This is a genomic window from Shewanella sp. SR44-4, assembly GCF_014163715.1.
Classification (GTDB): domain Bacteria; phylum Pseudomonadota; class Gammaproteobacteria; order Enterobacterales; family Shewanellaceae; genus Shewanella.
The window spans coordinates 48,535-63,215 of the sequence record NZ_JACJDU010000029.1; the positions used below are offsets into that span (position 1 = coordinate 48,535).

Here is a 14,681-nt window from a genome sequence, read left to right on the forward strand (position 1 = left end):
CCAATTAATAATAAGCAAATGGAGTGACAAGTTATGATGCGCATGGGCGTCGATCTCGGTGGTACAAAAATTGAAATAGTGGCTTTAGCCGATGATGGATCTGAAATTTTCAGAAAGCGCATTCCAACGCCAAAAAACTATCCTGGTACCATTGAAGCCATTGTCAGCTTAGTGGCTGATGCAGAATCAGCAACGGGCCAAACCGGCTCTGTTGGGGTTGGCATTCCAGGTGTTGTGTCACCGTTTACTGGCTTGGTAAAAAACTCTAATTCAACCTGGATTAACGGTCATCCGCTGGATAAAGATTTAAGTGAAGTATTAAGCCGTGAAGTACGTGTAGCTAATGATGCGAACTGTTTTGCAGTATCAGAAGCCGTTGATGGCGCAGCTGCTGGTAAAGGGGTTGTATTTGGCGGCATTATTGGTACCGGTTGTGGTGCAGGTGTTGCGATTAACGGTCGTGTCCATGGCGGCGGTAATGGCATTGGCGGAGAGTGGGGACATAACCCATTACCGTGGATGACAGCAGATGAGTTTAATACCACTACTTGTTTTTGTGGTAATCGTGACTGTATTGAAACCTTTATTTCTGGCACAGGCTTTGTTCGTGATTTTCGTGAAGCGGGTGGTGATGCCACTAGCGGTATTCAAATTTCTGAGATGATGCAACAAGGCGATCCGTTAGCCACAGCCGCATTTGAACGTTATATCGATCGCTTAGCGCGTTCACTCGCACACGTGATTAATATGATGGACCCAGACATGATTGTACTTGGCGGCGGCGTCTCTAATATTGAAGCTATTTATACTGAATTACCTAAAGTGTTACCGAAATATGTTGTTGGCCGTGAATGTGGTACCCAAGTGGTTAAAAATAAGTTTGGTGCATCATCTGGTGTTCGCGGTGCAGCATGGTTGTGGGGCAAAGACGAGAAGTAATCACTTCTTACGCGATATGCAAATACATTAAGTATTACAGTAGATTAAACGGCACTTAAAGGTGCCGTTTTTGTTTTGAGTTTGTTTTAGTGCTCGATAACGATAAACTAGCCGCAATAATGATAAACGAAGTGAATAATTAATGTTTTGGCTTAAAAAACTGTTGTCACAATTGGTGATGCCAATTCCTTTTAGCATAATGTTGTTCGTTCTGGCTGCCATTTTATGGCGAACGAATCGTGTAACGTTACTGCAATTTGGCCGAGTGCTCTTGGTTACCGCTATCGTGGTGCTAACATTAACAAGCCAATCGCAAGTGAGCTATTTTTTAGCAGATTCATTAGAATCACAGCATAACGTTAATCATCAACCGATTACTGGTTCTTGTGTTGTGATGGTATTAGGTTCAGGCAATCGTGAGCAACAAGGCCATACTGCAGTGCAGCAACTATCATCAACAGCACTGGCTCGTTTAACCGAAGGCGTTCGTCAGTTTAGGTTGGGACAGCAATGCACTTTAATTGTGAGTGGTTGGAGTGGCGGATATCTGAAGACAGCTCATGCGACCATTATGGCTCAAGCTGCAGAAGAGTTAGGGATCCCCAAAGCCAGTATTGTGGCTTTTAATGAACCCAAAGACACCATTGAAGAGGCCTATGCTTTACAACAGCGAATTGGTCAGCAGCCATTTCGATTAGTCACTTCAGCAACTCATATGCCGCGGGCGATGATGATATTCACCTCATTAGGGATGCAACCCCAGCCTGCACCGAGTGATTTTATTGCACATCAAGGTTTCTGGTGGCGTTTAGATGCAGATCAACTGCTAGCTTCGCAAAAATCTATCCATGAATATGTTGGCATGCTGTGGCTTAATATTAAAGGTATGACTGCTGATTAAATGTATTAGCTAAAAGACGTAAAGCGATATTAAAAACCTTATTTATTATATTTAGTTTAAAGGACAAACCGTGGTCAATGATGAGTTACTAATTAGCCCTTTTGCCAAACGAAATGGCATAACCTTAACGGTGGTTGGTGCCATCAGTTTAACGGCTAGCTTGATTATTTTTATCGGCCTTAACGGTTTTTTTGCCGTAGGAATGTTGTGCTTTGCATTAGGCTCAGTGGCACTCATTTTAGGTGTCGCTAAAGTGCATCAGCCGGCGGTTAGTTTTAAGCTAACTGCTGCAGGTGTGGCATTTTTTCATCGCCGCGGCCAAGTGTTTATTGAATGGCATAATATTCAACGAGTCGATTGTGCCCGAGTAAATCAAAACTTGCAGTTGATTGAGCTACCTTATATTGGCGTTAAGCTTAAACAGATTAATCCCATTTTAGACTGTATTTCACCCCGTCTTGCCACTGGTTTACTGACCGAACAGCGGCCATTACTCATGACTGCGGCCACCCAAGATGAAGATTTACAAAGTTTAGAAGGTTATTTGGGGGCTGAGTTTACGCCGCTAGTGGTCAATGGTGAACGTTACCGTGGGGTATTGGCAATGTTTGGTCATCGCTGTCAAACGTTAAACGAACAATTGGGTTACCATGTGTATTTATCGATTGATAATTTAGATCGAGAACCGAAAGAGTTTGTGACTTTGTTGCGTCAATGGCAACAGCAAGCCCAACTACAAACTCAGCAGCACACAACATCTGCGACAGATATCGAATGACACGACTAACAATCATGTAGCAGGTGTTCAAATGGCATTACAAGGCGGTTGTTTATGTGGGGCGATACGTTATCAAGTTATCGGTATGCCATTTGAAGCCGATCATTGCCATTGTAATCAATGTCGTAAAAGCGTTGGTGCGGTAGTCATGAGCTGGATGGATTTTCATACAGACAAAGTGCAGTGGTTACAAGGACAGGTGACTGAATTTGCCTCTTCAGATAACATTCGACGTGGTTTTTGTCAGCGCTGTGGCTGTTCATTGACTTACCGACATTTAGATTATCCACAATACACTTCATTGTCGATAGCCTCTTTAGACCAACCAAACCTAGTACCACCGACTTATCATATACACACTGACGAGCAGGTTAGTTGGTTAAAGATAGATGATTCTTGCCCGCGCTATAAGGCAGGTAAAACAGCAGCTAAAAAACCAGATTAACTTTCTGAGGAAGTACTCGTAAGAGGCTCTCTGTGACGATAACCTAAAAACTGGCCACCATCTAAAATTTCAATATTTTCACAATAAGCATCGCCTTCAAAAATCCCTTGCTCATGGAGGGTGATTTTTTTACAACGCGCTTTACCTGCTAATTGGCCAGCAATCATTAACTCGCGACATAAAACATCACCATCGACAGTGCCACTAGTTTCAATGGTTACATTGCCCTGCGCTTTGATGTCACCACTCACATGACCTGCAATTAGGACATCACCACTAAAAATGAGTTTACCGGTTAAATGGCATTCTTGGGCGATAAAACTGAGTGGATTAGCCGGTTGCTTTTGACGAAACATCTTAGTGCTCTTAAGTTGGTATTATGTCGGTAATATAACGTGATAGGTTGATAAACAACACTAAAATCGCTGACTGTATTTATAACATCTTTCTACATTTTGGAGGATAAATCAGTTTGAATTGCCAATGAGTATCGCATCCGCGGGGCAAGGAGACACACAAGCACCACAACCAGTACAGGCCTCAGTATCTATCATGGGTTTAGGCACTTGTCCTATTGCCATAATAAAGCTAATTGCGCGAGGGTCGCAGGCATCTTTGCAGCTCTGACACCAAACACCTTCATGGGTTAAACAGTTGTCTTTTATCGCTGCTGTAATTGACCAAGGTAAGGATTGGTCGCGATCAAATACAGGCTCTGGGCACACATCAACGCATTGCTTACAGAAGGTACATTCGTCTTTAGTAAAATCTATTTCAGGAAAACCACCTTCACCGCGTTTAATTATTTGGGTTTCGCAGGCGGTAATACACTTGTCACAGCGTGTGCAATTGTCAGTAAACTCTTGATCCGTTTTGCTCCACGGCGGGCGGGTAACATTGGATTTTCTGCGACTAAATAGATTACGGCGACTTTGATTAATACCTTGGTTCATTTCGGTTCCAATAGAGCTTAAATATATTTGCTGCAATCAATATTAGCATTAACTGCAGCACAAAATTGTTAAGCGCTTGGCAATTCATACCAATTCCAATAATTATCTGGTCATTCAAGAGAATAGGCATCTTCTAGGCAAGTAATTCTTCTAGGCAAGCAATAGGATTGTAGGCATAGTTGCTCTCGGCAACAGCTCCTACGTTGCTCCATCTCGTGCATCTTGCCGCCATGGATGGTGGCAATGTCTTATTTTTATAGAAAAAAATAGACCATGCAGTCGTACGTCAAAATACTATTAAGCAGCATAGTAGATGCATAAACTCGTCCTGCGGGAGCCACTCAGGCTTTCCATTTTTTGTTGCATTGTTTCATAAGGGAATAACCATTCTTTCAACAATGCGCCTCAAACTGAAAAACCTGAGTGACTCTGATAGATCACCTAATTAATGGCGTTGGTATTGTAACCATCAGGATTATTTGATTGCCATTTCCAACTGCTATTTGCCATATCTTCAACGGTATGGGTTGCACGCCAATCCAATTCTGTAGCGGCAAAGCTTGGGTCGGAATAACAGGCTGCAATATCACCAGGGCGGCGAGGACTAATTTGATAAGCAATGGTTTTGCCACAAGCTTTTTCAAATGCCTTGACCATGTCTAATACGCTGTAGCCTATGCCCGTACCGAGGTTATAAGTCACCAGCCCAGGTTTAGTTTGCAGCTTTTTAAGTGCTTGCAAGTGACCCATAGCTAAATCAACAACATGAATATAATCACGTACGCCTGTGCCATCTGGTGTGTTGTAATCATCACCAAAAACGCTTAATTGTTGGCGTTTACCAACAGCAACTTGGGCAATAAATGGCATCAAGTTATTAGGAATATCGTTAGGGTCTTCGCCAATCAAGCCACTTTCGTGAGCGCCGACTGGATTAAAGTAACGTAAACGAGCTATATTCCAGCTGTTATCCGAGTTATGCAAGTCAGCTAAAATATTCTCAACCATCAATTTTGACTGGCCATAAGGGTTGGTTGCGCCCGTAGGAAAATCTTCTTTAATGGGTAAGCTAGCGGGATCGCCGTAAACCGTGGCAGATGAGCTAAAAACTAAGTTTTTGACGTTATTTTCAGCCATGACTTGGCATAAAATGATGGAACCGGTGACGTTGTTTTCGTAATATTTCAATGGTTTTTCGACCGATTCACCGACCGCTTTTAATCCTGCAAAATGAATGACGGATTCGATGCTGTGATCTGCAAAAACTTTTTGCAGTAAGGCTTTGTTTAGAATGTCGCCTTGATAAAATGTGACATCTTTACCGGTAATGGTTCTAACTCGAGCCAACGCTTCAACACTTGAGTTTGATAGATTGTCTACGATGACCACTTTCTGTCCGGCCTTTAATAGCTCTACTACGGTATGTGTACCAATATAGCCTGCGCCGCCGGTTACCAAAATTGTCATAGTTTAATCGTCCTGTGAATTAATGAGTCAAGTTATAGGGCTGGTTGATTTTTGGCGATCAACTTTTATCCGATCAGTTAGATAAATAGCCTCTCATGTATTGTAAATTATCACAGTTCAATTGCCATTTAAATTATTGATGGCACGTTCAAATTAATACCGGTCAGCTTTCCTATAAAGTGAGTCAATAGTAGTTATAAAAATGGGCGCTGAGTGAGAGCTAAATCAGTAGTTGTATTTATTTGTTTACGATTAGCACTACATTATGGCAAGACAATAAACTGTGAAGGAGTTAACAAAACATCACCCTTAGCACACTATGTAGGGAGTGAAGTTGACGTAAAGTGGAACCTATGAGTACAGCAACAAAGTATATTGCACACCAACCTGATGCCCAAGGTTACATTGATTACTCAGAGCATGAGAATCAATTATGGCAACAATTGTATCAGCGCCAAGTGACGAATATGCCGGGCCGCGCATGCCAAGCCTATTTACAAGGCTTAGATGCATTAGGCATGTCAGTTGATCGCATTCCACAATTGCCTGAAATCGATAAAGTGTTACTTGATGCAACGGGTTGGAAAACTGCTGCAGTGCCTGCACTGATTTCATTTGGGCGTTTCTTTGAGTTACTGGCCAATAAAGAGTTTCCAGTCGCGACGTTTATTCGCAGCAAAGAAGAGTTTGATTACCTGCAAGAACCTGACATTTTTCATGAGATATTTGGCCATTGTCCGTTATTAACCAATCCATCATTTGGGCATTTTTCACATATGTATGGCCAGTTAGGGCTGGCGGCATCAAAAGAAGAGCGCGTGTTTCTGGCGCGATTATATTGGTTTACTATTGAGTTCGGTTTGGTTCAGGCGAAAAATGAATCACTGCAAATATACGGCGGCGGCATTTTAAGTTCACCGGGTGAAACCATGTATGCATTAAGTGACAGCCCTGAACGTAAGCCGTTTGATTTACTCGACGTACTGCGCACACCGTATCGTATTGATATCATGCAACCTATTTATTATGTTATCGATCATATTGACTATTTAGATGAAATTGCTCGTATGGACATTATGAGCATGGTGACAAAAGCACGTCATTTAGGCATGTTTGAGCCTAAATTTGCTCTAAAAGTCAAAGCCAGTTAACGATTTATTGCAGCAGAGCAACCAATAAGATAGCTCAACAATCTGCAAGTGAGACACTATTTAATTAAGCCAAGGAGTACAAATGAACGCATTAACCGAGATGAAATGTGAAGCATGCCAAGCAGATGCACCAAAAGTAACGGATGCAGAGTTAGCAGAGCTTGTCGGTATGATCCCTGATTGGGGCGTTGAAGTTCGTGACGGCATTATGCAGTTAGAGCGGGTATATAAATTTAAAAACTTTAAGTTAGCGATGGCCTTTACCAATAAGTTGGCCGATTTAGCTGAAGCAGAGTTCCATCACCCAGGTATCTTAACCGAATGGGGCAAAGTCACAGTGACGTGGTGGTCACACTCAATTAAAGGCTTACACAAAAACGATTTCATTATGGCTGCCAAGACAGACCAGTTGTTAGACTAGTTACTATCGTCATCCATTTCAGCATGTTACGTTAACGTAATGAGCTGAAATAGTTTCTCTGTTACAATTCTGCTGTAAACTTCACTTGCCACTGAAGCCATATCCCTCTAACGTTATGCCAAATTTCCGCAATAAAACATTAATAAATAGGGAATCGTTACATTATGCGTTTGGAAGTCAGTTGTATCGATCGCGTGGGTTTAGCGAAAGACATCCTCGTCGTGCTTGAAAAACATGGTATTAACTTAATTGCCATTGATGCCAGTAATAAAGGTTTCCTGTTTTTGCAGTTTGCAGAAATCAGTTTCGAAACCCTGCGTGAGCTAATGCCACAAATTCGTAAAGTCGAAAGTGTGCATGATGTCCGTACCGTATCTTTTATGCCGTCAGAGCAAGAACATTACGCCCTAAAAACCTTACTTAAAACCTTACCCGATTCGGTGTTTTCAACAGACGCGAAAGGGCGGATCCGCATAGCCAATGAGTCGGCATTATTGACGCTTGGTATGGCTGAACATGAAGTGGTGGGCGAGTCACTTAATCATTGGGTACAAGGGTTTAACTTTGCTCGTTGGATGAGTGAAATACCGGTGTTGGCGCAAGCCACACGAGTTCAAATTAACTCGAGCGAGTATTTGGCTGAAATGCTGCCAATTTACTTACCCGATGACGATGAAAAAACTATTTTGGCGGGTGCGGTTATCTCGCTGAAATCACCCGCTAGAGTGGGTAAACAGTTTAATGCTCTGCAAAATCAAACCACTGGTTTTGATAATGTATTGGCTATCAGCGACAAAATGAAAGACATACTCAAGCAAGCCAAGCGTATGGCACAACTTGATGCACCGTTACTTATCACCGGTGAAACGGGAACGGGTAAAGAGTTGATGGCCCGTGCGAGTCATGATGCCAGCATGCGCCGTGAACATCCTTTTATCGCGATAAACTGTGCGGCTTTGCCCGATAGTGTCGCAGAGGAAGAGTTGTTTGGCTTTGTTAGTAATGGCACCGTCGTTAAACGCGGTCTATTTGAAGAAGCAAAAGGCGGTACGGTGTTTCTTGATGAAATTGCCGAGATGTCTAAAACCGCACAAGTTAAATTATTGCGTTTATTACAAGACGGAACTTTTAGACGGATTGGTGGCGATGAAGAAGTACGCGCCGATGTGCGGATTATTTGTTCAACCCAAAAACATTTGGCTGAACTTTGCCAATCCGGTGAGTTTAGAGAAGATTTGTACTATCGAATCCATGTCTTAAGTTATCACATGCCATCACTACGGGAGCGTCGTGTAGATGTGATTCCATTAACTGAGATGTTTTTAGAGCATTATAGTCAGCAGTTATCGAGTCCCTTAAGACGTATATCGGCAAGTTGTCGCGATTACCTATTTACCTACGCATGGCCGGGTAATGTGCGCCAATTGAAAAATGCGATTTTTAGAGCGGTATCAATGTGGGATGGCTCAACAGAATTGACCGTTGAACAACTTAAATTACCTTCATATGCTGAAGGCTTTGGCTACTTCGATGAAGAGTTCGAAGGCACGTTAGACGAGGCGATGAAAGAATATGAAGCCAGTTTATTACGTCGGTTATATCCCGCGTACCCAAGTACACGCCAATTAGCCAAAAAGTTAGGTGTGTCTCATACCGCTATTGCTAACAAGTTGCGTGATTACAGTATTAGTAAGAAAAAGTAATGTAACGATTTAATGCCAGCCAAGTGCTGGCATTTTGGTCATTTTAACGCTAACAATCAGTGTTGACGTGGCCTTTTATGTTTTGTAACGAATAATTTACAAATCACGATTAGCACCGCAAAAATGTGATTTAGTACCTACTATAGGATTTTCCGTCACGATCGGTTATTTCTATGGTTAGATTGAGAGTCTTGTATCGAGTAGGACGCAGATCTCACCCAGAATTTAGGAGCAGTAATGAAACTTGCAAGTTATCACAATGGACGTCGCGACGGCCAATTGATGTTAGTCAGTAAAGATTTGACCAAAACAGTCGCGGTACCCGCTATTGCCCATACTATGCAGCAATTATTAGATGCTTGGGATTTGCTATATCCACAACTTAATGAGTTGTATGAAGCACTAAACGCCGGCCAGATGGACAATGCAGTAGATTTTGATGAAGCACGTTGTTTATCTCCTTTACCAAGAGCCTACCAATGGGCCGATGGCAGTGCGTATGTTAACCATGTTGAGTTAGTACGCAAAGCACGTGGCGCTGAAATGCCAGCATCGTTTTGGACTGATCCTTTAGTGTATCAAGGTGGTTCTGACAGTTTTATCGCCCCTAAAGCGGATATTCAAATGGCCAGCGAAGAATACGGTATCGATTTCGAATCAGAAATTGCTATTGTTACTGATGATGTTGCCATGGGTGTTAACAGTGAAGATGCAACTAAGCACATCAAATTATTGATGTTAGTTAACGACGTATCACTGCGTAACTTAATCCCAGGTGAATTAGGCAAAGGCTTTGGCTTTTTTCAATCTAAGCCATCGAGTGCATTTTCGCCCATTGCGATTACTCCAGACGAGTTAGGTGATAAATGGCAAGACAGCAAAGTACATTTGCCGTTAGTGACTCATTTAAACAGTGAACTATTTGGTCGCCCGAATGCTGGCGTCGACATGACGTTTAACTTTAGCCAGTTAGTAGAGCACGTGGCTAAAACACGTCCATTAGGCGCAGGTGCAATTATTGGTTCTGGTACTATTTCTAACTACGATCGCAGTGCAGGTTCAAGCTGTTTAGCGGAAAAGCGCATGCTTGAAATCATTGCCGACGGTAAAGCCTCAACGCCGTTCATGCACTTTGGCGACACGGTTCGCATTGAAATGTTTGATGATAACGGTGTGAGCATCTTTGGTTCTATCGATCAAAAAGTGGTTGAATACAAAGTTTAAGATTATGAAAGCGATATAAATCGAAATATAAAGGCAATAGCGGTTAATCGTTATTGCCTTTTTGTTAGGCAGATTAAAATAAAAATAAGGGAATTGACATGAAACTCTATGGCTACTGGCGTTCAAGTGCGGCATATCGCGTGCGTATTGCGTTAAATTTAAAGCAGTTAACGGCTGAACATATTTCAGTTCATTTGGTTAATAATGGTGGTGAGCAACATTCTGAGGCTTACCATCAACTCAATCCCTCGGATCTTGTGCCGACGTTTATCGACAATAATGAGTCAGGCGAGATTAACTTATCGCAATCGTTAGCCATTATAGAATACCTCGACGAAAAACACCCTCAGCAACCGTTACTTCCCAGCAATATTGAGCAGCGAGCTATTGTTCGCAGCATGGCTCAAGCCATAGCATGTGAAATTCATCCTTTAGATAATCTTCGAGTATTACAATATTTAGTTAACGAAATGGGTGTATCAGAAGCTGATAAAATGCGTTGGTATCACCATTGGATACACCTTGGTTTTGCTGCTTTAGAACAGCAGTTAAGCCGATATTCTGGACGTTTCTGCTTTGGTGATACGCCTTCGCTGGCCGATATTTGTCTGATCCCGCAAGTGTATAATGCCAAACGCTTTAATTTAGAGCTTGCTGCGTATCCTAATATTGTCAGAATTTGGGATGAGTGCCATAAGTTACCTGCATTTGCTGATGCCGCGCCAGAACAACAGCATGACGCGCCGTAATCAAACCTTGTTTAATCAGCACCAGTTAAATCCGCCCCTGTTAAACCAAGTAGCCATTGATCAGTTGCAACATGGGCAGGCTAAGCCATTGTTCTTGTTGTGGCAGTGGTTACAACAAGATGAACTTAGAATGGCAGCCTTAATGACGTGTCAGAAAGTGATGCAACAACAAGGGATCACAGATTGGTTAATTAGTGCGGGTTTTATACGCAATTTGATCTGGGATAATTTGCACAGCATGACCTCACAGCCCTTAAACGACATTGATGTCATTTACTGGTGTGATAACAACCCATCTTCTGCAGAAGACCAGGCGATTGAAGCTTTACTCGTTAAGCAGATAGCTCTGCCATGGTCGGCGAAAAACCAAGCCAGAATGCATCTTAGAAATGGTGATATGCCCTATAGTTCTTGTGTTGATGCCATGTCATTTTGGCCAGAAAAACAAACGGCGATAGGGGTTAAATTAGTTCCCTCTGATGACCATACAACAGCTGAGTTTCAATTACACGTGACGAGTGTGTTTGGTTTAGGCTGTTTGTTTGACTTGTCATTAAGTCCAAACCCAAAGCGTGACAAAGCTATTTTTAACCATCGCGTGTCCCAAAAGGGATGGTTAATCCATTACTGCAAACTATCTGTAACAGATTAATCATCAATAATAATTCACCTGTTCAACCTCACAAAACCTAACTGTTAAATACCTCTTTCATCTCTTTACCGCCTCACTTTGTGATCTAAATCATGTGTCTGGGATCTAATTAGGTACCTCTATAGAGGTGCTGCTGTTTTGTTGATCTGAATCAATGATGTTAACGATTAACTTCAGTAGGTTAACCGCAAATGTTAAGGATGCACAGAATTGCATCTAGTTGTCATTGCCAAGGAGTGTTAAAAAATGAATAAGAAAATTACCCTAAGTTTAGTTGCTGCTTCTTTATTAACTGCTGGTTTTTCATTTGGTGCTGCGGCCCATCAAGCAGGAGATATTATTGTTCGTGCTGGTGTGGCAATGGTTGCTCCAAATGAGTCAAGCCCTGTAGTCGCAAATATTGCTGAATTTAGCGTAGATAACGATGTCCAATTAGGGCTAAATTTTGGTTATATGCTAACTGATAATATCGGTATTGAATTATTAGCGGCATCGCCTTTTAGTCACGATGTGTCACTGGGTGAACTCGGTAAAATTGCTGACTCAAAGCAATTACCTCCAACACTGGTCGCACAATATTACTTTGGCGATTCACAGTCTGCTTTACGTCCTTATATTGGCTTAGGGGTTAATTTTACCAACTTTTATGACAGTGAATTTACTCAAGAGGCGAAAGATCTTGGCTTAGATAATTTGAGCCTATCGAACTCTTGGGGCGTGGCGGCTCAAGTTGGGCTTGATTATCAAATTGATAAGAAATGGTTGGTTAATGCGTCTGTTTGGTATGCTCAAATTGCAACGGATGTGAGCTTTGATATGGGGGCAGATCATGTTGTGGTTGATACAGACATTGATCCTTGGGTTTACATGATCAGCGTCGGTTATACTTATTAAGCTAGGGTAGAATACGTTAGCGAAAAACGAACATATGAAACAGGAACCTACGGGTTCCTGTTTTTGTTGATGGCACTTATGGAGACTTTTTACGCGGTTTCCAATGGCGAGTATTGTAAATGTACTCTGGTAATAAACGATTTATCCACGCGACAATGCGCCAGCGTTTAGTGACATACACTCGGCGTTTACCTTTTTGCAAGGCTGAGATGATTTGTGTAGCCACTTTATCGAGAGGCGACAACAGCAATTGTGTATTCAAATGAACGGCTTTATCAAATAACCCTAATTGAATATCACTAATGGTAATAGGCAGCTTTAATCGTTGTGCATGCATACTCAAGCCTTGCAGGTAATTTTCAGCAAAGGCTTTGGAGGCATGATAAGCCACATTAGGCCCTCCACGTTGACCGGCTATTGAGTTAATGGCGGCTAGTTGGCCGTAACCTTGCTCGCACATTAATTTAAAAATACAGTTATTTGCCGCAGCAAAGCCCATTACGTTAATATCGATAGTGTGCTTATCAATTGCCCAAGGCAGGGTAGAATCGTAATCATTAACACCGGTATTAACAATCACCAAATGGGCGCCATTATGTTTGCTCCAAGCGGCATTCAGCTGTGCTATTAGTGTGTCAGGTTGATTAATTACTAACGGATATACACTGACATCGCCAGGCAGACTTTGACTAAACTCGTTAAGTGATTCAGGGTCGTTAACAAAAAGCACCAGCGAAACTTGCTGTGCAGATAACTGTCTGGCTAAGGCTTGGCTCAGTTGAGAGCTGGCGCCAATAATCATCGCTGTCGCTGTAGACATGATTCATCTCATCAAAAATAATGACTCATAATAGAAATAACATCAGTTGATAACAAGTAAGAAAAAAATTCAACTTGAGACGTGTAGACTTCTAGCCATCCAGGTGTATGATGGTTATCTAACAGATTGACCGATATTAACGTTAGTAATAAGCCATTCTGTCGCGGTTTAGGCTAGGTGAGTAGGTTAGTTATGTTTGCAAACGACATTTGACAATCGATGATGACCGCTGTTTTTAGCGCTAAACTGAATGTTGAAACTGTGACATAACAGACATTAACGTTATTGTGAAAAGGCTGGTTGGTTAATCGAGCGCTGGTTAATCAAGTACATGTGTTTAATTAATCTAAAGGTGAGACGTATGCCGGTTCGAATTCCAGATAACCTGCCTGCAGCAAGTATTTTAGAGTCAGAAAATATCTTTGTGATGTCTGAAACCCGAGCTGCTAATCAGGACATTCGTCCAATGCGGGTATTAATCTTGAATCTAATGCCTAATAAAATCGAAACTGAAACCCAGTTATTGCGATTACTGGGCAATACGCCCTTGCAAGTTGGGGTCGATTTATTACGCATTCATGATAAGGAATCTAAGCATACATCAGTGGATCACATGAATACTTTTTATCGTGATTTTGAAGACATTAGAAATAACAATTACGATGGTTTGATTATTACAGGTGCACCGTTAGGAAAAATTGATTTTAAAGATGTGGTGTATTGGGACCACATTCGCGAAATTATTGACTGGTCACAACAACATGTCACTTCAGTACTGTTTTTGTGTTGGGCAGCTCATGCTGGTTTGTATCATCTTTATGATTTACATCGTCAGTTATTAGCGAATAAACGTTCAGGTGTATTTAATCATCGAAGAACCAGCGACCCACACCCACTATTGCGCGGTTTTGATGATGAGTTTTTTGCACCGCACTCACGATTTGCTGAAATGGATATTGAACAAATTCGTCAACATCCAGATTTAGAAGTGTTGGCTGAATCAGACGAGGCTGGCGCGTATATTGTACTCAGTCGTGATAATCATAATGTGTTTGTTATGGGCCACCCTGAATATCAAAAAGACACCTTGAATGAAGAATATGTGCGCGATGTTGGCGAAGGCCTCAAGCCAGATATTCCGCAAAACTATTACCGACAAGATGACCCAACACAAGATACTATTGTTCGTTGGCATAGTCATGGCAGCTTGTTAGTCAGTAATTGGCTTAATTATTATGTTTACCAGTTAACGCCATATGACTTGTCTGACATGAATGCGAAAACACCATGGGAAAGTAAAAAGTAAACTTGAATATAGTTATACCGGCGTTTTAACGTTGACTTCGTTTCGATAAAAGCTATTGTTAAACTTAGATGTTTTTATTGTAAGGTCGAGGTTAAATGGTTAAAACCAAGTTGATGATATTATTGGTGTGTGCAGTAAGCTGGCCGCTAACTACTTGGGGGGCCGGTGACATTTTTAGTGACGCTAATGGCACTATTATGATTGGCGCCAATGTTAGCAACAATACTGTTAGCAACAATACTGTTAGCGATAATACCGTTAGCGACAATACCGTTAGC

General features: G+C 41.8%; 16 protein-coding genes. 12 read left to right on the forward strand and 4 right to left on the reverse strand.

Annotated features, from left to right (window positions below):
• Positions 1-33: 33 nt before the first annotated feature.
• From mak to H5125_RS13950, 4 genes are all read left to right on the forward strand, one after another.
• Positions 34-939 (forward strand): fructokinase, encoded by a 906-nt coding sequence (gene mak, locus H5125_RS13935; RefSeq protein ID WP_101086673.1) that lies wholly within the window; start codon positions 34-36, stop codon positions 937-939.
• Between the two features lie 142 nt (positions 940-1,081).
• A complete protein-coding gene (locus H5125_RS13940) occupies positions 1,082-1,840 on the forward strand; it encodes an ElyC/SanA/YdcF family protein (RefSeq protein WP_162023472.1) in 759 nt (252 codons plus the stop codon).
• Positions 1,841-1,910: 70 nt separating this feature from the next.
• Positions 1,911-2,618 carry a DUF2982 domain-containing protein gene (locus tag H5125_RS13945; protein ID WP_162023471.1) on the forward strand — a complete coding sequence of 236 codons (708 nt, stop codon included), beginning with the start codon at positions 1,911-1,913 and terminating at the stop codon, positions 2,616-2,618.
• Between the two features lie 31 nt (positions 2,619-2,649).
• Complete coding sequence (locus tag H5125_RS13950) at positions 2,650-3,063, forward strand: GFA family protein (protein WP_182744531.1); 414 nt, start codon at positions 2,650-2,652, stop codon at positions 3,061-3,063.
• Here H5125_RS13950 and H5125_RS13955 read toward each other — a convergent pair.
• The 3 genes from H5125_RS13955 to galE form a co-directional block, all read right to left on the reverse strand.
• Entirely contained in the window at positions 3,060-3,419 is a 360-nt protein-coding gene (locus tag H5125_RS13955; RefSeq protein WP_182744532.1) for a polymer-forming cytoskeletal protein, read from the reverse strand. The two genes, H5125_RS13950 and H5125_RS13955, sit on opposite strands and share 4 nt — an antisense overlap.
• 111 nt (positions 3,420-3,530) lie before the next feature.
• Positions 3,531-4,016, reverse strand: coding sequence for a ferredoxin-type protein NapF (gene napF, locus H5125_RS13960; RefSeq protein WP_182744533.1), 486 nt, complete (start codon positions 4,014-4,016; stop codon positions 3,531-3,533).
• A gap of 441 nt (positions 4,017-4,457) precedes the next feature.
• Positions 4,458-5,483 (reverse strand): UDP-glucose 4-epimerase GalE, encoded by a 1,026-nt coding sequence (gene galE, locus H5125_RS13965; RefSeq protein ID WP_182744534.1) that lies wholly within the window; start codon positions 5,481-5,483, stop codon positions 4,458-4,460.
• Positions 5,484-5,836: 353 nt separating this feature from the next.
• On the opposite strand from galE, the gene phhA reads away from it, so the two are divergent.
• From phhA to ompW, 7 genes are all read left to right on the forward strand, one after another.
• Complete coding sequence (phhA, locus tag H5125_RS13970) at positions 5,837-6,634, forward strand: phenylalanine 4-monooxygenase (RefSeq protein ID WP_101086680.1); 798 nt, start codon at positions 5,837-5,839, stop codon at positions 6,632-6,634.
• A gap of 82 nt (positions 6,635-6,716) precedes the next feature.
• On the forward strand, positions 6,717-7,055 hold the full coding sequence (locus H5125_RS13975; protein WP_059747329.1) for a 4a-hydroxytetrahydrobiopterin dehydratase: 339 nt from the start codon (positions 6,717-6,719) through the stop codon (positions 7,053-7,055).
• A 164-nt stretch (positions 7,056-7,219) separates the two neighbouring features.
• Positions 7,220-8,758, forward strand: coding sequence for a transcriptional regulator TyrR (gene tyrR, locus H5125_RS13980; RefSeq protein WP_101086681.1), 1,539 nt, complete (start codon positions 7,220-7,222; stop codon positions 8,756-8,758).
• A 237-nt stretch (positions 8,759-8,995) separates the two neighbouring features.
• Complete coding sequence (locus H5125_RS13985) at positions 8,996-9,982, forward strand: fumarylacetoacetate hydrolase family protein (RefSeq protein ID WP_182744535.1); 987 nt, start codon at positions 8,996-8,998, stop codon at positions 9,980-9,982.
• Positions 9,983-10,080: 98 nt separating this feature from the next.
• The gene (gene maiA, locus H5125_RS13990) at positions 10,081-10,731 is read left to right on the forward strand and encodes a maleylacetoacetate isomerase (protein WP_182744536.1); all 651 of its coding nucleotides are present in this window, start codon (positions 10,081-10,083) and stop codon (positions 10,729-10,731) included.
• Complete coding sequence (locus H5125_RS13995; RefSeq protein WP_182744537.1) at positions 10,718-11,383, forward strand: nucleotidyltransferase family protein; 666 nt, start codon at positions 10,718-10,720, stop codon at positions 11,381-11,383. Before maiA ends, H5125_RS13995 begins: the two co-directional genes overlap by 14 nt.
• A gap of 246 nt (positions 11,384-11,629) precedes the next feature.
• Positions 11,630-12,277: an outer membrane protein OmpW gene (gene ompW / locus H5125_RS14000; protein ID WP_182744538.1), complete on the forward strand. Its 648-nt coding sequence runs from the start codon at positions 11,630-11,632 to the stop codon at positions 12,275-12,277.
• Between the two features lie 76 nt (positions 12,278-12,353).
• Here ompW and H5125_RS14005 read toward each other — a convergent pair whose 3' ends face one another.
• Positions 12,354-13,097, reverse strand: coding sequence for an SDR family oxidoreductase (locus H5125_RS14005; protein WP_101086686.1), 744 nt, complete (start codon positions 13,095-13,097; stop codon positions 12,354-12,356).
• Positions 13,098-13,458: 361 nt separating this feature from the next.
• Between H5125_RS14005 and metA the strand changes: the two genes are divergently transcribed.
• Positions 13,459-14,403, forward strand: coding sequence for a homoserine O-succinyltransferase (gene metA, locus H5125_RS14010; RefSeq protein WP_182744539.1), 945 nt, complete (start codon positions 13,459-13,461; stop codon positions 14,401-14,403).
• Positions 14,404-14,681: the final 278 nt, after the last annotated feature.